14 protein-coding genes are annotated in these 16,599 nt (G+C 61.3%); 4 read left to right on the top strand and 10 right to left on the bottom strand.

Features of this window, described 5'->3' with window-relative positions; all coding sequences use genetic code 11:
- The first annotated feature begins 16 nt into the window (after window positions 1-16).
- On the top strand, window positions 17-2,266 hold the full coding sequence (locus H5P28_RS16060) for a sialidase family protein (RefSeq protein ID WP_185676713.1): 2,250 nt from the start codon (window positions 17-19) through the stop codon (window positions 2,264-2,266).
- A gap of 65 nt (window positions 2,267-2,331) precedes the next feature.
- Here the strand turns inward: H5P28_RS16060 and H5P28_RS16055 are convergent, their stop codons facing one another.
- A complete protein-coding gene (locus H5P28_RS16055) occupies window positions 2,332-2,928 on the bottom strand; it encodes an SAM-dependent methyltransferase (RefSeq protein WP_185676712.1) in 597 nt (198 codons plus the stop codon).
- A 78-nt stretch (window positions 2,929-3,006) separates the two neighbouring features.
- Complete coding sequence (locus H5P28_RS16050) at window positions 3,007-3,888, bottom strand: NAD-dependent epimerase/dehydratase family protein (protein ID WP_185676711.1); 882 nt, start codon at window positions 3,886-3,888, stop codon at window positions 3,007-3,009.
- A gap of 291 nt (window positions 3,889-4,179) precedes the next feature.
- On the opposite strand from H5P28_RS16050, the gene H5P28_RS16045 reads away from it, so the two are divergent.
- From H5P28_RS16045 to H5P28_RS16035, 3 genes are all read left to right on the top strand, one after another.
- Complete coding sequence (locus H5P28_RS16045) at window positions 4,180-5,928, top strand: ABC transporter ATP-binding protein (RefSeq protein ID WP_185676710.1); 1,749 nt, start codon at window positions 4,180-4,182, stop codon at window positions 5,926-5,928.
- A 102-nt stretch (window positions 5,929-6,030) separates the two neighbouring features.
- Window positions 6,031-7,098, top strand: a complete 1,068-nt coding sequence (locus H5P28_RS16040; protein WP_185676709.1) for a glycosyltransferase family 2 protein — start codon at window positions 6,031-6,033, stop codon at window positions 7,096-7,098.
- Window positions 7,099-7,139: 41 nt separating this feature from the next.
- Window positions 7,140-7,955: an Fpg/Nei family DNA glycosylase gene (locus tag H5P28_RS16035; RefSeq protein WP_185676708.1), complete on the top strand. Its 816-nt coding sequence runs from the start codon at window positions 7,140-7,142 to the stop codon at window positions 7,953-7,955.
- 72 nt (window positions 7,956-8,027) lie between these two features.
- On the opposite strand, the gene H5P28_RS16030 is transcribed toward H5P28_RS16035, so the two are convergent.
- The 8 genes from H5P28_RS16030 to H5P28_RS15995 form a co-directional block, all read right to left on the bottom strand.
- Window positions 8,028-8,405 (bottom strand): hypothetical protein, encoded by a 378-nt coding sequence (locus tag H5P28_RS16030; RefSeq protein ID WP_185676707.1) that lies wholly within the window; start codon window positions 8,403-8,405, stop codon window positions 8,028-8,030.
- A 184-nt stretch (window positions 8,406-8,589) separates the two neighbouring features.
- Entirely contained in the window at window positions 8,590-9,843 is a 1,254-nt protein-coding gene (locus tag H5P28_RS16025; protein WP_185676706.1) for a DUF1343 domain-containing protein, read from the bottom strand.
- Window positions 9,840-10,592 (bottom strand): DUF2062 domain-containing protein, encoded by a 753-nt coding sequence (locus H5P28_RS16020; RefSeq protein WP_185676705.1) that lies wholly within the window; start codon window positions 10,590-10,592, stop codon window positions 9,840-9,842. Before H5P28_RS16020 ends, H5P28_RS16025 begins: the two co-directional genes overlap by 4 nt.
- A 12-nt stretch (window positions 10,593-10,604) precedes the next feature.
- The gene (locus H5P28_RS16015; protein WP_185676704.1) at window positions 10,605-11,762 is read right to left on the bottom strand and encodes a glycerate kinase family protein; all 1,158 of its coding nucleotides are present in this window, start codon (window positions 11,760-11,762) and stop codon (window positions 10,605-10,607) included.
- Window positions 11,763-11,844: 82 nt separating this feature from the next.
- Window positions 11,845-12,939 (bottom strand): response regulator, encoded by a 1,095-nt coding sequence (locus tag H5P28_RS16010; RefSeq protein WP_185676703.1) that lies wholly within the window; start codon window positions 12,937-12,939, stop codon window positions 11,845-11,847.
- Window positions 12,940-13,045: 106 nt separating this feature from the next.
- Window positions 13,046-13,393: a hypothetical protein gene (locus H5P28_RS16005; protein WP_185676702.1), complete on the bottom strand. Its 348-nt coding sequence runs from the start codon at window positions 13,391-13,393 to the stop codon at window positions 13,046-13,048.
- A gap of 15 nt (window positions 13,394-13,408) precedes the next feature.
- Entirely contained in the window at window positions 13,409-15,148 is a 1,740-nt protein-coding gene (locus H5P28_RS16000; RefSeq protein WP_185676701.1) for an Rne/Rng family ribonuclease, read from the bottom strand.
- A 105-nt stretch (window positions 15,149-15,253) separates the two neighbouring features.
- Window positions 15,254-16,561: an FtsW/RodA/SpoVE family cell cycle protein gene (locus tag H5P28_RS15995; protein ID WP_185676700.1), complete on the bottom strand. Its 1,308-nt coding sequence runs from the start codon at window positions 16,559-16,561 to the stop codon at window positions 15,254-15,256.
- Window positions 16,562-16,599: the final 38 nt, after the last annotated feature.

The following is a 16,599-nucleotide window of genomic DNA, read 5'->3' as shown; positions in this document are numbered from 1 at the left end:
CATCGGTATGGAGCGCATGGTTACCCCCTTTCCGCTTTGGCGTGATGTTTGCCGTTTTACCCGGCGACTGTTGCCGACTTTTTCCCTGTCGTGGATTTTGAATACACGTCTGTTGGTATTGGCGGTTGGGCTCGCAGGGGCTGGATTGCCGGTAGCTCTGTGCGGGCAGGATTTCGAGCGGGTGCCGGGGACGGTGATTGGCTATATTGAGGCTCCACGCCGGGTGTTTAACGAACCGATGTTCCCGGTCTATGTGTGTGACCCGTGCATTGTGGTGCTGCCCAACGGCGACTACGTGGCCACGCACGCCTGTTTCGACTGGGGCTCGTCGGCCAAAACGAGTGGTACGACCTGGGTTTACCGCTCGTCCGACAAGGGGGAGACCTGGACGCTGCTGACCCGGTTGGAGGGGATTTTGCGGGCCAGCCTGTTTGTACATGACGGCGATCTCTATCTGCTTGGGCCTGAGGCCGAGGGCAAAGCTGCCAACATCCGCAAATCCACCGACAATGGCGAAACCTGGACCGAGCCTATTGATGAGTTCACGGGCAAACTCGGGTTGGGGCGGGTGGGGACGCCCGGCACGCCGGTAGTCCACGGCGGGAGAATCTGGATCGGAGCGGGGCGCGGGTTTATTTCGGCCCCGGTCGATGCCGACCTCATGCGCGCCGACTCGTGGACGGGCAGCAACATGGCTGATGGCAACAAGGGCCAGCCTTTCGGCGATCGCTGGCTCAACAAATGGGGCGAAGGACAAGTGGTGGCCGCGCCGCGAACGCAGGTGTATGTCCTGCCCATGATCCGCAACCTTCAGAACACGGCGTTGATCCGCGCTCAAAATCCGAAGCGGGTGGACTTTGACGCGTCGGCCCCCGATGCCTTCCCGTCGCTGCCGGGTGCGGACAAGAAATTCGGAGTCGGCTACGATGAAGTTTCAGACAAGTTCTACGCGCTGACCAACCCTGTATTGAAAATTCATGAAGGGGTGACGACTGCCGCCCTGACCCGTACGGGGGCCGCGGTGGTCAGCTCGCACGATCTCATTCACTGGGACGTGGAAAAGCTGTTTCTCTACACGCCCAATATCGACAGCGCCGAGTTCGGCGAGGGCTTCCAGTATTTCAACTTCGATTTCGACGGCGACGACATGGTGGTGGCCTCGCGCACGGCTTTCGATGTCGGCGACGGCGAACGCAAGCCCCCGCGCGGGCACGACAGCAACCTGATGACCTTTCACCGGATCGCGAATTTTCGCCAACTCAAACCGGAGTTCGTGCTTGTGCTCGACCCGGCGACCGGGCGCGTCAACCGCTACGAAAAGACGCAATACATGGACGCCCCTTTAGGCGCTTATGCGCTCGGGGAGGATTTTGCGGAAGAGCCGTTGGGGAAGGTCGTCGCGATGGGCGCGGCGGATGACGGCTCGGTTTATCTGTGCGAGGACGGCGGGCGCACGCTGCGTTTTGACCGAATGGGGAACTTTTTGGCAGTCGTGGACAGCGCCCCGGTCAAGCTCGGGACAGGGCCATTGGAGGTTGAACCACCCGAGCCCGGCCAGCGAGCGTGGACGCGAGCGGGCTCAGGGGATTGGGCCGAGCTGGACAACTGGTTTTACTGGGGGCGCCCCGACACCCTGGAGGAGACCGTCTGGCTGGGAAGTGCCAGCGGCGAACAGTGTAGTGTTAAAATGGATACGCTGTTCGCGGTGGGCGGGATTAACTTTAGGAATCCCCACGCCTATGTCATTGAGGGCGCTGGGGCACTGAGCATCGGCGGGGAACGTGGTGGTGAGCTTCGGGTTGTGGAGGGCGCGCACCGGATCAATGTGCCCGTCACGCTGGCGGCGGATACCGTGTGCGCGGTGGCGGCAGGGTGCGATCTGACGCTTGCCGGGCCTCTTGATCTGGCCGGGCACACACTGACGGTTGACGGCGAGGGGACACTCACCGTGGCGGGCGAAATTATCCCGGCGGGCGGGCGGCTGGTGGTGCGCGGATCGTCACTGCTGAGCTTCGCGTCGGGGGCGACGTTAAAGCCGGGCTGTGAGCTGGTTTTTGAGCCGTCGAATGTGACTGAATGGGCTGCCGGGGAGACGTCCCGGCTCTGGCAGGCGGCGGGACCACTGGCGGGGAAATTCAAGGAAATAACCCTGCCCCGGCTCCCCAAGGGGCTGAGCTGGGACCGATCCAAGCTCTATCCGAGCGGCGAAATCCGCGTCGTCCACTCCGGGGAAGCCCGCTCGGAAGACGCCGACGTCGCGAGGTAGTCCGCGCCCGCCTTGCTGTCCGCTGCGGCGACACGCGCCACGCCACCGCGCACCTCGCTTGGGGGTCAGCTTTTGACCGCGACGAGTTGGACAACGGAGGACAGGCCCTGATGGCAGGAGCCTTCGTTGACCTCGCGCTCGACCTCCCGGCCGATGACAAAATCGAGTGCGGGCAGCTCTCGCCGCAGGACATCCAGTGACATGAAAAACTCGCGCTGGGCGGCGGGCGGGCCGCCCTTGCCGGGCATGTCGAGCTGGCGCGGGGTGTAGGCTTCGAGGATGTAGGCGCCGCCTTCTTTTAGCGCGAGCGGGATGGCCTCGTGGATGCGCTTGCGGATGGGCGGCGGGGTGTGCCCGAAGATCGAGACGATGCCGTCCCAGCCGTGGCCCAGGTCGTAGTCGGCCAGGTCGGCGGTGACGGTTTCGATGTTAACTCCGTGGGTGCGCGCCAGTTCCTCGGCCCGTTGGAGGCCGACGGGGGACTGGTCCAGCGCGGTGACGGCGTAGCCTTGCCGGGCGAGGAAAACGGCGTTGCGTCCCTGGCCCTCGGCCAGACAGAGCACGCGCCCGCCGGGAGCGATGCGCGTGTACTCGGCGCGAAGGAAGTCGTTTGGCTCGGTGCCGTAGGCATAGCCGGATTCGCTGTAGCGTTCGTCCCACATCGTGGTGGTATCATTAACCGGACTGCCACCGTTGGCAAGCGCCAGTGGAAAATGTCGGTAACGTTTGGCGGGTGTGGCTTACTTGTCCGCTGCGAGCAGGGTGGGGTCAATGCGGTTGCGATTGTCGTAGTAGTGGCGGTAGAGCCGGGCGATGGATTCCTCGATCGGGGTCTCGCGCAGGGCGTGCTCGGCCAGGAGACGGGCGTTGCTGCCGTAGTAGTCCTTGCCGTAGCCGGGGGTCTGGATCTGCACCTCCGCCTTGGCACCGGCTGTTTCACGGACGATTTCGGCGATGCGGGCCAGCTCCAGGTGGCGGGAGCCGACGATATTGTAAAAGCGGTGTCGGGGCTCGCCCTCGATGAAAAACTCCAGCACGGGCATGAGGTCGGCCACGTCGATGTAGCTGAAGCGGCGATTCTGGCGCAAGGTGATGGGCAGGCCGTGGATGGCCTTGCAGATGGCGTTGGAGATGAAGCGGATCTCGAAGTCCTCGTAACGGCCGAAGATACCAAAAATGACCAGGTCGATGAAGCCGGGGAGTTGCTCTATCCGTTTGCCCACGATGTGCTTGCAGAAGCCGTGCTCGTCCTCGGGGATGCGGGTAAAAATATCCGCTTCGGTCGCGCCGGAGATGTCCCCGGCAGTGCCGTAGATCGCGCCCGAGCCGAAGTTCAGGAACCGCCCGTAGTGGTCGCGGTGGCGTTCGAGGTTTTCGAACATCCGGAGGTTGCTGTAAAGGAGCCGGGAGTGGTCGGGGGCGTTGCGGTGGCCGGGCTTGACCCCGGCGTGGAGCACGCAGTCGAAGCTTTTGCCGTGGAAAAAGGCGTCCACGCTGCCGGTGTCGGTCAGGTCGAGTTCGGCACGGGCGGGGGCGGTGATCTCGTAGCGGGAGGCGAGGGGGCTTTCGAGGATGTTTTTCCCGATAAAGCCGCTACCTCCGGTCAACAGGATGTTTTTCATAAGTCGTTCTTGGGGCGGGCGGTCAGGGGGAAATGTTTCCGCCTGGCGGGGCGCAGGCAATGAAAAAGCGGCTCATGTACGCGGATTGCGAGGCGGTTCATTTCTGTTCTCCAGACTTGCCCAGGGCGGGGGCTTGGGTCAAGATGAACGGCTTCACAGTGGCACCCTCCGGGGCTGCCGCCCACGCCATCGAAATACCCCCTCGGGGGACCAACACTAGCTTTTCTGATAAAAACACCTGCCCATGCGTGAACAGCCAGCCTCGTCGGGGCAGCGGGAATCGACTGCGAGATGAACAAGTACAAGCGCTATTTCAAATACATTCGGCAAAGCCTGCACCTGCTGATTATCGCGGTCGGGGCCGGGATTATCTTCGGCGCGTCCAGCGGTTTCGGGATGCCGGTCATTTTCGACAAGGTGCTGCGCAAGATATTCATGGAGCGAGCCGGTGAGCACGAGTACTCGGCCAATTACGTCATCGGGGTGGCGCTGCTGCTGCCGTTGATCTTCGGGGTGAGGGCCATCGCCGGTTATGTCAGCGGGTATTTCACGACCAAGGTCTCTCTGGAGGTCCTGAGAAACATCAAGCAGGACATTTTTTCGAAAATCCAGGACAGCCCGATCGCGTTTTTCGACAAGTACACGACGGGCGACCTGATCGTGCGGCTCAACAACGATACGAACGCCATTCAGGCCATCCTGACCTCGTTTTCCTCGGAAATCTTCCGCCAACCCTTGCAGGTGATCGGCGCGGTGTCGTTCCTGATCTACCTCTCGTTCACCAACGGCGAGATCGTCTTTCTGCTGGTCTTCATCGCGGCGGTGCCGTTCTGCATCCTGCCTGTGCAGATGATGCGCAAGAAGCTGAAGATGTACATGGCCCGCTCGCAGGGCGAATTGAGCCGTGTGGCCCAGCTTTTTAACGAGAACCTCGACGCCGCCCACGAAGTCCGGCTCTTTAACATGCAGGAGGCCCAGAAGGGGCTTTTCCGCGACCTCAACCGCTCGTTTCAGAACTTCTGCATGAAGATCGCCAAGTACGAGCTCATGCAGCAGCCGATCATGGAAATGCTTGCGGCGACCATGGTGGCGGTGACCTTTGTGTACGCCTACGAGACGAATATCGACTTCCCGACCTTCTCGGCGGTCGGCATCGCGCTGTACTTCACCATCGACCCGATCAAGCGCATCATGCGGATGTGCTCCGACCTGATCAAGGCGACCCCGATGTTCGAGCGGATCAACGAGATCCTGGAATACGAGTCAACCGTACCCGAGCCCGAAAATCCCGTCCCCATCGACCGCCTGAAGGGCGAAATCCGCTTCGAAGGCGTGAACTTCGCCTACAAGGACAAGCCGGTGCTGATGGATGCCAATATCGTTATCCCGGCCGGGACCGGCTGCGCGCTGGTCGGTGAGAGCGGCGCGGGCAAGAGCACCTTCGCCAAGCTTTCCATGCGCCTCTACGACCCGGTTTCGGGCGTGATCAAGGCCGACGGCATCCCGCTGCACGACATCGCCTCGCGCGACTACGCCGCCAATATCGGCTCGGTCCCGCAGTACCCCGTCCTCTTCAACGACACCGTTTACAATAACATCCTCATCGCCAAGCCCGACGCCACCCCGGAGGAGGTGTACGAGGCGACCCGCAGCGCCTATGCCCACGACTTCATTATGTCGCTGGAGGCCGGGTACGACACCATTGTCGGCGAGCGTGGGGACAAGCTTTCGGGCGGTCAGAAGCAGCGGATCGCGATCGCGCGAGTGTTCCTGAAAAATCCCCCCATCATCATCCTCGACGAGGCCACCAGCGCCCTCGACAGCAACAGCGAAGCCTTTATCCAGAAGGCGCTCGACAAACTGATGGACGACCGGACGGTGCTCATCATTGCGCACCGTTTCAGCACGATCAAGAACGTGCGCAAGATCATCGTGTTCGAGCAGGGGCGGATCATCGACTACGGCTCCCACGCCGAGCTAATGGAGCGCTGTCCGCACTACAAGCACCTTTACCAGAAGCAGGCCGTCGGACATCATTAGGCCCGAAAATGAAAGACGATATGGGTGTCTTTTGTTTTGCGCTTTCGTTTTGCCATATTATGTTCTGTTACGATTTTGTTACCCAGCCCCGGTAATACTTCTATGCCATCGACTAAAGACATTCTTGAGATCATCCTCATCACGTACAACCGGAGCGAAAAACTGGAGGCGACCTTCAGGCAGATTTTCGCGGAGGATAGCCCGATCCGCGACTTCGATATCAAGATCCTGAATAACCACTCGACGGACAATACCGCCCGTCTCGTCGAGCGTTACCAGGAGAGGTTTCCCAACCTCACGCACACCGTGCACAAGCGCAATATCGGGGGTAATGCCAATATCGCACGCGCCTTCGAGGTCTCGTCAAAGAAATACGTGTGGATTCTCAGTGACGATGACGAATACGACTGGACCCACTGGGACGAGATCGAGTACGGCCTGGAGCATGATTATGATGCGGTCCTGACCGAGCGGAAGATTGAGTTTCCGGCGGACAACCCCACTCCGTACATTCTCAACACGATGGCCTTCCTGCCCTCGACGATTTACAAGACCGAGATCCTGACCACAGAGGTGATGACCAGCATCTCGGCGAATATCATGTATTCGTTTCCCCATCTGGCGGTGGCCTGCGCGTTGATCAACAACAACAAACGCATTTATGTGCCCGAGCACAAGGTGGTGGAGCAGACGATTTTTTCGGGCATTTCCATCAAGTCCGACTCGCAGGACCTGCACCACCGCATCCGCAACGTGAATCTCCTGTCCGGCTACATCAACTCCTACCAGATGATCGCTGACAAGAAGCTGCGCAAGCAGTGCTGCGACGTGCTATGCCTGGGGAAGCCGTTCTGTTTCTCGATGAAGGCTTTTCTCAGTTCGGACGGCTACTACAGCTATAACCTCTGCGACGTTTTCCTCGGGCTGAGCCCCTCTCAGCGGCTCGTTTTGCTGCGGTTGCTCGCCTGCAAAACGATGGAGAACCTCGTCTCGTTCCGGAACGACGGAGACCGCAAGGTGCTCCGGATACTGAGGTGGAAAATCCCGTTGTGGCGGCGTTCCGGTTATCGCCGGCGCGAATTACAAGTAGAGTTGGGCGAGTCGTGCAAAGAAGCCGTCCGTCTCGCAGATTCGTCAAATCTGTCCGGACAAAAGGAAGTGTCGTCCTGAGGATTCTTGTGGTTGAGGGCTGAGCCGTACACCGTTTTGCCATGCCGGAACTGGCCGAAGTCGAATTTTACCGCAAGCAGTGGAACCCCGGTCTGGGCGAATCCGTCCGCGAGGTACGGCTGCATCCGCAGGCGCGGATTTTCCGCGAGTGCGATACCGGCGCGCTGGATAAGGCGCTGCGGGGCGCGGTGCTCGAGCGCTCATGGGCGCACGGCAAGCAGATGCTCTTTGGCTTCGGCGGCGGGGGCTGGCTCGGGGTACACCTCGGGATGACGGGCAAGCTGTTTTCCTCGCCGGTTCCCTATGTGCCCGACAGGCACGACCACCTCGTGCTGGTGCAGGCCGGACGGGTGCTGGTGTTTAACGACCCGCGCCTCTTCGGGCGGGTGCGATTCGAGACCGGGGCGGAACCACCGCCGTGGTGGCGGGAACTCCCGCCGCAGGTACTTTCGGAGGACTTTACGCTGTCGCTGATGCGGGCCTTTCTCCAGCGCCGCAAGCGTTCGCCGCTCAAGGCGGTGCTGCTCATGCAGGAGTGCTTCCCCGGCATCGGCAACTGGATGGCGGACGAAATCCTTTGGCGCGCCGCGCTGCATCCGGCCACCCCGGCCGGATCGCTCGACGCGCGGACGCAGAGCCGCCTTTACCGGACGGTGCGCGAAGTTTGCGCGGACGCGATGGAAGTCATCGGGACCGATTGGGGCGACCCGCCGCCGGACTGGCTTTTCCCGCACCGGTGGGAGGACGGCGGCACTTGCCCGAAAACCGGCCAGCCGCTCGTGCGCGAAACCATCGGAGGCCGCACGACCTGTTACAGCCCCGCCCGGCAGGTACTGCCGCCCGCTCCGCCCGCCTGATGCGGCCTTTATTCGGCGAAGAAGATGCCCTTCGGCAAGGAAGGTCAGACCACGCGGACAAAATGAGGATTGTTATCCCTCCGTGTTGAAGTCGGGTCGTTCTCCCCTGTAGTACTCGACACGATGGGGAATGAAATACAGGACAATTCTGACCTGATCCCGGCGGATACCGTATTTCTCTTCGAAATCGTCTTCATTGGCGGCGATTTCAGATTCATTCACGTTGAAGGTAATGGGGCTTGCCTCGAGAGTGGTGGCACTGATCAGGATGCGTTTGGTGGTTTCCTCCACTATGTAGAAGGTGCCGTCGGAAGGTGCTTGCGTGACAAAGAAATCACCCCCGCCAATCTGGTAGCTCGGGTCCGGGATTCCATCGGCGGTAAACTGGCGTTGGGTCACGCATCCGCCCAGAAGAGCGATGCAAACGAGCAGGATGGGGGGCAGCTTCATTGCTTGGTAGAGAGTGGGTTATTGTGCCTTGTGGGACACAATAATGGATGGCGGAGGGCTTTGTGATGTCAAGTGATTTGAGACAGACAAGGACTGCCTAATGAGCTTTATTTCGCGCCTCTTGGCGTGACTTCGCGGGCAACTCTGCTTCCCACACCTGTGTGTGGCTGGCAGGCCGGAACCCTCACTGGTACTGCCAGTAGCGGCGGCTCCACTTCTGGAAAAGCTTGGCGTCGGCCTCCCACTGGCGGATGAACTCGTCCACGCGGGCCTGGCTGCCGCGGGTGGAAATTTCCTTCCACCAGGCGTTCGAGCCGACGTGGATGTTGTAGAGGCGCTGCTTGCCGGAGGTGGCTTCGGCGAAGGGGTTGCCGTCGCCCCAGGCGCAGGTCAGGCGCATCATGTAAAAGCTGATCTCGGTCGGGCGGAGTTTGTCCCAGTCGGTCACGACGACGTAGCCGCCGGGTTGTTTGCCCTCGGGCATGAGCTGGATTTTCACGCCCGGGAGGTTGAGCGCGTTAAGGGCGCGGGCGACGTAGATCGGGTCTTTCTGGTAATAGTTGAGCAGGCGAAAGGGGTAGCCCTCGCCGTAGCCGTGCCGGAAGCCGCCGATCTGGCAGCCCAGCCCCGTCATGGCGTAGCCGACGGCGGCGGAAAAGTCCGGAATCGCCGGTGAGGTCGGAGTCCAGCGCAGCCCGGTGTCGGGCCAGAGCATGTCGCGCCGCCAGCCCCGCATCGGTACGACGTAGAGCGTGCCGTTCTGCTGGACTTCCGGGGAGACATCCATCCAGCCGGGGACGTTTTTGGCCATGAGGGCGAGTTCGCCAATGGTCAGGCCGTGCACGTAGGGCACGCGGAAAGAACCGACATAAGACATCAAGTCCTTGTCCAGTGGCGGACCGTCCACCTTGAGCCCGCCCAGCGGGTTCGGGCGGTCCAGCACCATGACCGGGATGCCCTGCTCGAAACACGCCTCCATCGCCAGGCGCATGGCGCTGACGTAGGTGTAGCTGCGCACGCCCACGTCCTGGAGATCAACCACGAGGATATCGATCCCGCTGAGCATGTCCGGGGAGGGCTTGCGGGTGGGGCCGTAGAGCGAGTAAGCGGGCAGGCCGGTCTCAGCATGCGTGGTGCTGGGGACGTAAACCTCGGCCTTGGCCTTGCCGTCGATCCCGTGTTCGGGGCCGTAGAGGGCGGTCAGGTTGACGTTCGGGTGGTCGTAGAGAACTTTCCAGGTCGGGATGCCCCGGCCGTTAACCCCGGCTCCGTGCGTGAGCAGGCCGACCCGCAGCCCGTTGAGAGGCGCGAAGTTCCGGGCCTCCAGCACGTCGATCCCGAGCATGACTTTCGGGGCCGCTTGCGTGCCAACGGCAGTCAGGAGGACAGAGCAGAGGAGGATGGAGAGTTTCGGGAAATACTTGGACACAGAGATCATGAGCCGGTGGAATCTTTCGGATCGGCGTTTTTTCCGGGGAGGTGGATTTTCAACTTGGCCTGACGGGCGAACTCCTCGAACTGCTGCCGGATGGCTCGTCCGCTACGCTCGTAATAGCGGGCCATGATCTGATAGACCAGGCTGATGACGAAGCCGATCAGATAGCCCATGATGGCCCCGCCGAGGATGGTGGCCTTGAGCGCGAGGGCGACGAGGGCGTGTCCACTCATGCCGGTGGACTGTACCAGCGCGGCCAGCGAGGCGCGGGGGGTGGAGGCCCCCATCAGGTCGGTGACCATTTCCTTGAGGTGCAGGGCGATGTTAGCGGAAAAGTCCCAGACCGACCCGCCGGGGATAGGCATGCCGAACAGGTACATGATCTCCAGCCCGATGAAGCAGGCGGCAGTGTAGAGTGGGACGAAGGTGACCGGATTGGTGATGAACTGCGTGGCCACCATAATCATGAGATTGCCACGGATAAGCAGGGCGACGGCAAAGGCGCAGGGTATCTGGATGCCGTAGATCGGCATCATCGAAAGAATGCAGCCGACATAAATCGCGGGCAGCACATGCTGGCGGCGAAACGACCACAGGTACGACCGCTTGCGGGCCGTCTGCGCGAACCATTTCAGGAACGGGTATCGGTGCACGGTGGCGCGGCGGGGCAGGGGGCGCATCAGGCGCTTTACCCGCCGGATGCGTTCATGCAGCTTGCGCTTGAGCTGTTCGTGCCGCTCCTCCGTTGTCATGGCAGTGATCTCCTACTTGGAGAAGATTTGGACCAGCTTGCGGGCCAGGAGTTTCTTTCCTTCTGCGATGGAGCGTTCGCGGGTGTAGCCCTCGGGGGCCATGCTGTCGGCGGTGGTTTTGGGTGGAAGCTCCAGGCGGCTTTCGACCAGGCCGGCCACGATCTTGGCGTGTTTGTGCTGGCGGGCGGCTTCGCGCAGGAGCGAGCCGGGGCCTTTGCCCTGGAGAGAACTGTGGTCGAACTTCCCCTCGCCGGTGATGATAAGGTCGGCGGCGGCGACTTTCTCCTTTAACTGGAGCCAGGACTCCACCAGGTCGAAGCCCTTGACCATGCGGGCTTCGCAGGCGGCCTGCAGGCCGAAGCCAATCCCCCCGGCGGCCCCGGCCCCCGGGGCGGACATGAGGGATTCGGACTGCTCGAAGTAGCTGCACACGCGTTTGGCCATAGTGGAGACGGTGCTTTCAAAAGCGGAATAATCATCGTAGCGCATACCCTTCTGGGGGCCGTAGGTGGCGGTCGCGCCGTGGGGGCCGAGCAGCGGGTTTTCCACGTCGCAGGCGATGTTGATGTGCGGGATGTTGGGCCAGATTTCACCGTCGAGCCGGGCCACGCGGGGCCAGTCGCGCGGGGTGGCGTGGTCGATGAGTTGGCCGTCCCGGTCCATGAGTTGCAAGCCGATGGCCTCCAGGGCTCCCAGCCCGAGGTCGTTAGTGGCGCTGCCGCCGATGCCCAGCAGGATTTCCTGAGCCCCGGCGTCGGCGGCCTCGGCGATGAGCTGGCCCGTACCGTAGGTGGAGGCGATCCAGGGGTCGCGCTTGTCGGTCGGGATGGATTGCAAGCCGCTGGCCTGGGCCATTTCGATCACGGCCAGGGTGCCCTCGGAGGGCAGGTGGAGGATTTCACGGACCCGGTGGCCGAGCCGCCCGATGTCCACGTAGCCGATTTGCGAAGTCTGCGGTGTTAGCTGCGGGCCAAGCACTGGCACGCGCTCGATTTTTCCGTAAGCCGAGCGGGTCAGTATCTCACAAAATCCTTCTCCGCCGTCGCTGAAGGGGGCGATGGTGACCTGCCAGTTCGGGTGGAGCTTGAGGATGACTTCCTGGGCGATTTGACAGGCCTCTGAGGCCGTCATACAGTCTTTGAACTTATCGAACGCGATCAGGATATGCATCTGGAGGAAAGCTGGGATTGGAGCTACCCGGCTATTGCGGGGAAGCGGGGGGCTGAGGTCAAACCGAAACGGGGTCAGTCTCTCATTCTTTATCCCCTCCGAAGAGGATATTCTCGCTTTCCTGCAGGAATTGTTCGCGGGCCTTGAGGAGTGACGCGGCCCGTCTGACGGCTTCCTCCCGCCGTGAGAGGTCGTCCTCGGCTTCCCGTAGCGCGTTCTCTTTGGCACCCAACTGGTTTTTGAGCGTTTCAATCTCCTGAAGTTCCTCCGGCGAAAGCCCCTTGGCCTGCTGGCGGCGGTCGAGGTCCTCACGCATCTGTTCCAGCTCCGCTTCAAGCTCACTCAGGCGCTGGCCTTTGGCCATGAGCGACTCCTCGCTCTCACGCAGAAACTGCTCCCGTTCCTCCATGCTGAGCTGGATTTCGGCCAGCTCGCTCTCGCGGGTCTGAAGCTCCTGGCGCAGTCGGTTGAGCGTCTCCTCGGCCTCGGGCGTCAGTTCGCCACCGGAACGGCGCTGTTGCTGCATCAGCTTGAGGGCCTGCATGCGCTCGCGCAGGGTGTCGTCCATCGTCTTGAGGGCGTCTTCACGCAGTTCGAGGTCTTGCTGCCGCTTGCGCAGAGAGTGCTGAGAAAGCTTTTGCTGTTCCAGTTCCTCTTCCCGGTGGCGGAGGCTTTTTTCCAGTTCCCCGGCCTTGCGGGCGAGGGCGGAAAGGGCGTTGTCCCGGGCCTGAATATCCTGACGCAACCGCTCAACCTCCCGGTGCAGAGCGGGATCGCCGGGACGGCTTTCGCGCTGCTCCAGGCGCTTGTGGCGGTGGCGCAGGGCGCGGTTGATGGTACGGGTGAGCGCGTCCTCGTCGTAGGGTTTTTCCACGTAGTCGAAAGCGCCCAGTCGCAGGGACTCAATGGCGTAGTTCTTGGAATCAATCGCCGTGGTCATGATGACGGTGACATCCTCGTCCAGCTCGCGCAGGGCGCGCAGCAGCTCCAGTCCGTCCATACCGGGCATTTGGATATCGGTAAAAACCACGTCAACCCCGCCCCGGCGATAGATGTCGAGAGCTTCTTTCCCCCGGAGGGCGTGCTCGACGAGGTACCCGGCATCGCCGAAAATGATGTCCAACATGTCGTGGACGCCCGGGATGTCATCAACTACGAGTACGGTCGGCCTGGCCATAGATAAGAGACTACAGGCGTAAAGACATCACCTGAGGTACTTAAGTGCAAGGCCGTTAAGCACTTGATGGCGGAACTCGGTTCAGATTCCGCGCCGCATAGGGGGATTAACCCTCCTTGAACGTGAAAGGCTCCGGAACGATTTCCCGGGCGGGATTGAGCCGGTTGGCGTGGATCTCGACTTCGATGAGCACGTCTGGCTGGTCTTCCTTGCTGGCGCGGTAGGTGATGGCGCCCAGCCAGGGGTTGCGGGTGCGGGTGAAGCCGAAGCCCTTGCTCTCCAGGTCACGGCCGAGCCGGGCGGGGTCGCCGCCCATGGGCAGCCTCAACATGAGGTGCCCATGAGCGCCCTTTTCATCGGCGAACTGGCAATCGACCTCCGGAAAGTACTTCTGCACGATGACGAGCAGTTTAGCGGCTTTTTCCAGACGGTGGCGCAAGTTGCGAGGTCGCATAATCGGTAATCCTTCCTAGCGTAATTCCTGTCCGGTGGCAGTGTCGAGGATGCGGAAGTTCTCGACATGGTAGCTGTAGTCGGACTTGAACGAAAGGCTGACATTATACGCCTGCTCGATGTCGATCAAGTGCTCTTCGTCCTCGTGGCGGAGGCGGTCGAGATTGGTCGGGTGGAGCAGGATGGTGATCTCAATGGTCTCGCCGCGCTTGTGGGTGGTATTGCGCTGGTGGCGGATGACGCTGACGAGCTTGCGCTGGATTTCCACGCTCATGGTGCGGGCACTCTTGACGATGCCCCGGCCCGAGCAGTACGGGCAGCCGGTGTAGATGCCGCTGGCATGGCTCTCGGCGTGGCGCTGGCGGGTCATTTGCATGATCCCCAGCTGGCTGATCGGCAGCACGTGGCTCTTGGCCTTGTCGGAGGCCATTTCCTTGCGCATGCGGTCAAACACGGCCTTGCGGTCGCGTTTGTTCTTCATGTCGATGAAGTCGAGGATGATCAGGCCGCCGATGTTGCGCAGGCGGATCTGGCGGGCTGCCTCGGAGGCGGCTTCGAGGTTGGCGTTGACGATGAAGTCCTTGCCGCCCTTGTCCTTGCCCTTGTGTGAGCCGGTGTTCACGTCGATGGCCACGAGGGCTTCGGTCTCGTCGATGACGATTTCGCCGCCGCTGGGCAGGGGAACGGTGCGCTGGAAAGTCTGCTCGATCTGGCGCTCGATGTTGAAGCGCTCGAAGATCGGGATGTCGTCCTTGAAGTGGACGATTTTCTTGCGCGAGCGGGGCGAGACCTCGGAGATGTTCTCAAGGATCGCGCTGTGGCGGTCTTCGCTGTCCACCAGCACGCGGTCGATGTCCTCGGTGAGAAAGTCGCGCACGGTGCGCTCGATGATGTCGGGCTCCTGATAGAGCAGGGCGGGCTTGCCGGCCTTCATGCCCTCCTCGATCTTCTGCCACTTTTTCAGGAGCATGTGGAGGTCGCGCACGAAGTAGCGGAGCTTTTTGCCCTCGCCGGCGGTGCGGATGATGATGCCCATGCCCTCGGGGATGGTGAGCTTGGCCAGGATGGCCTTGAGGCGGTCGCGCTCGGACTTGCTCTCGATCTTGCGGGAGATGCCGCACTGGCCGGAGAAGGGCATCAGCACGAGGAACCGACCCGGCAGGGCGAGGTTGGTCGTGGTGCGGGGGCCTTTGGTGCCGATCTGCGATTTGGTGATCTGGACCACGATATTGGTCCCGATCGGGTAAAGCTTGGGGATGTCCTTGAGGGTGGGCTTCTGCGAGCGACGCTTTTTCTGCTCGGCCGACTCGTTCTGGCGGACGATTTCGATCGCCTTGTCGTCGTTGGCGGCGGGGAGGATATCCCAATAGTGCAGGAACGCGTTCTTGGGCTGGCCAATATCGACGAAGGCGGCCTTCAGGCCGGGTTCCAGGTTCTGGATCTTCCCGGCGAAGACGGCGCCGACCATGCGTTTCTCGCCGGAGCGCTCGACCTCGAACTTCTCCAGCACGCCGTCAACGAGGAGGGCGACACGGGTTTCGAGAGGCTCGGCATTGATGATGAGCTCGCGGTACGGGCGTTCTTTCTGCCCGGAGAGGACGCGGACGATTTTTTGCAAAATGGGACGCTTTTTGGCGCGGGCGCTGGATTCTTTCTTTAACTGATCGCGGGGGATGGACTCGATGACCTCTTCTTTTGGGGGCGAGCGCAGTTCGTGATCAAGACTGTTTTTTTCGGTGGGTGATGAACTTTTCATTGGGCGTATGGCCTGAGGGTTGGCGGCGGCGCCCTTTGCTGAGCTGGAGTGCGGCCCGCGCGGATTCCGGTCCGGGGTTACGCAGCGGGTCTGGGGTCGTGCTTCTCATGAGAAGTCTTTGCGGAAGCGGTAAACGCTTTGGACAAAACCTTGGAGGACACAACAGCTTAAAACAAAGGAGCCACCATAACTAAGGAAGGGCAGGGGAAGGCCTGTAATCGGCATCAGGCCTATCGTCATGCCAATATTTACGAAGATGTGGACCATGAAAATAATGCTGACGCCGACGGCCAGCAACATGCCGAACCGGTCGCGCGCGATACCCGCGATGCGGATACCGTTGCACACCAGGATGGCAAAAAGGATGATGACAACCATCGAGCCGAGGAAACCGGATTCCTCGGCCAGGACGGAGAAAATGAAGTCGTTGGGCGCGACCGTCGGCGGCAGGTAGCCCAGTTTGGCCTGGGTGCCTTCGCCGAGACCTTTACCGGAAAGCCCGCCGCTGGATACGCCGATGAGCGACTGGTTCAGGTTCCAGGCCACGCCGTTGCCCTTGGGGTCCACGACCTGCGGGGCGGCAAAAGCCAGGATGCGGTTGCGCTGGTAGTCCCGGAGCGGGATGATGGAGTGGTCCTCGTAGGCCCCCTTGTCGTCCATGAACGACAACTCCTGGCTTTCCATAAACTGCTTATAACGAAACACGTCCACACTGATTACCAGGGTGGCTAGCAGAAAAACCCCAAAAACGGTCAGGAAAAACTTCTTGGAGAGATTGGAAACGTAAAGGAGAGCGAAGGCCATGGGTGGGAAGACCAACGAGGAGCCCAGATCCGGCTCCAGAAAAATCAGTAACACCGGGATAAAAAATGTAAAACCCACTTTTAGCAAGACCTTTATGGATTCTTTGAGGGTGCCGATCTCGGAGCGGGCCAGCACGCTGGCGGCCATCAGGAGGGTGCCGATCTTGGCCGTTTCGGAGGGTTGGAGCAGGAACGGCCCGAAGTCCAGCCACCGGGTCGAGCCGAACTGCGTCTTCACAAAGGGCAGCCGGAAGCCCTTCAGTGCGCGGATGTCGAGCTGCGATCCCAGCTCGATCAGCAGGGCCTGGATCGCCAGGGGCACCAGCAGCACCACGCACAGGAGGTAAAACAGGTGCGCGTTTTCGAGGAAAAATTTGTAATTGATCAGGGAGATCACCCCATAGACGCCAAGTCCCGCCACCAGCCAGACGATCTGCATCTTCCACGAACTGCCACCGCTGTAACTCTGTGCCGAGTAGATGAAGAACACCCCGATCATCCCCAGCAGCAGCAGGCACACCGGCGAAACCCAGTCGCTGCGGTGCTCGTCGCTGATCCGGACGAACCGGCGCAGCGGCAGGCGCTTGAGGATTTCGGTGAGCGTGGTCATGGGAGGCTTTTAGCAGGCCGGCGCCGCCTGACAAGGGC

Source organism: Ruficoccus amylovorans, assembly GCF_014230085.1.
GTDB classification, from domain to species: domain Bacteria; phylum Verrucomicrobiota; class Verrucomicrobiia; order Opitutales; family Cerasicoccaceae; genus Ruficoccus; species Ruficoccus amylovorans.
This window is presented reverse-complemented; position numbering and strand designations above follow the sequence as displayed.

What these genes read in the sequence shown, in the direction of transcription:
- H5P28_RS16060 (WP_185676713.1), top strand. Translation starts at nt 17, where the DNA reads ATGGTTACCCCCTTTCCGCTTTGGCGTGATGTTTGCCGTTTTACCCGG.
- H5P28_RS16055 (WP_185676712.1), bottom strand. Translation starts at nt 2,928, where the DNA reads ATGTGGGACGAACGCTACAGCGAATCCGGCTATGCCTACGGCACCGAG.
- H5P28_RS16050 (WP_185676711.1), bottom strand. Translation starts at nt 3,888, where the DNA reads ATGAAAAACATCCTGTTGACCGGAGGTAGCGGCTTTATCGGGAAAAAC.
- H5P28_RS16045 (WP_185676710.1), top strand. Translation starts at nt 4,180, where the DNA reads ATGAACAAGTACAAGCGCTATTTCAAATACATTCGGCAAAGCCTGCAC.
- H5P28_RS16040 (WP_185676709.1), top strand. Translation starts at nt 6,031, where the DNA reads ATGCCATCGACTAAAGACATTCTTGAGATCATCCTCATCACGTACAAC.
- H5P28_RS16035 (WP_185676708.1), top strand. Translation starts at nt 7,140, where the DNA reads ATGCCGGAACTGGCCGAAGTCGAATTTTACCGCAAGCAGTGGAACCCC.
- H5P28_RS16030 (WP_185676707.1), bottom strand. Translation starts at nt 8,405, where the DNA reads ATGAAGCTGCCCCCCATCCTGCTCGTTTGCATCGCTCTTCTGGGCGGA.
- H5P28_RS16025 (WP_185676706.1), bottom strand. Translation starts at nt 9,843, where the DNA reads ATGATCTCTGTGTCCAAGTATTTCCCGAAACTCTCCATCCTCCTCTGC.
- H5P28_RS16020 (WP_185676705.1), bottom strand. Translation starts at nt 10,592, where the DNA reads ATGACAACGGAGGAGCGGCACGAACAGCTCAAGCGCAAGCTGCATGAA.
- H5P28_RS16015 (WP_185676704.1), bottom strand. Translation starts at nt 11,762, where the DNA reads ATGCATATCCTGATCGCGTTCGATAAGTTCAAAGACTGTATGACGGCC.
- H5P28_RS16010 (WP_185676703.1), bottom strand. Translation starts at nt 12,939, where the DNA reads ATGGCCAGGCCGACCGTACTCGTAGTTGATGACATCCCGGGCGTCCAC.
- H5P28_RS16005 (WP_185676702.1), bottom strand. Translation starts at nt 13,393, where the DNA reads ATGCGACCTCGCAACTTGCGCCACCGTCTGGAAAAAGCCGCTAAACTG.
- H5P28_RS16000 (WP_185676701.1), bottom strand. Translation starts at nt 15,148, where the DNA reads ATGAAAAGTTCATCACCCACCGAAAAAAACAGTCTTGATCACGAACTG.
- H5P28_RS15995 (WP_185676700.1), bottom strand. Translation starts at nt 16,561, where the DNA reads ATGACCACGCTCACCGAAATCCTCAAGCGCCTGCCGCTGCGCCGGTTC.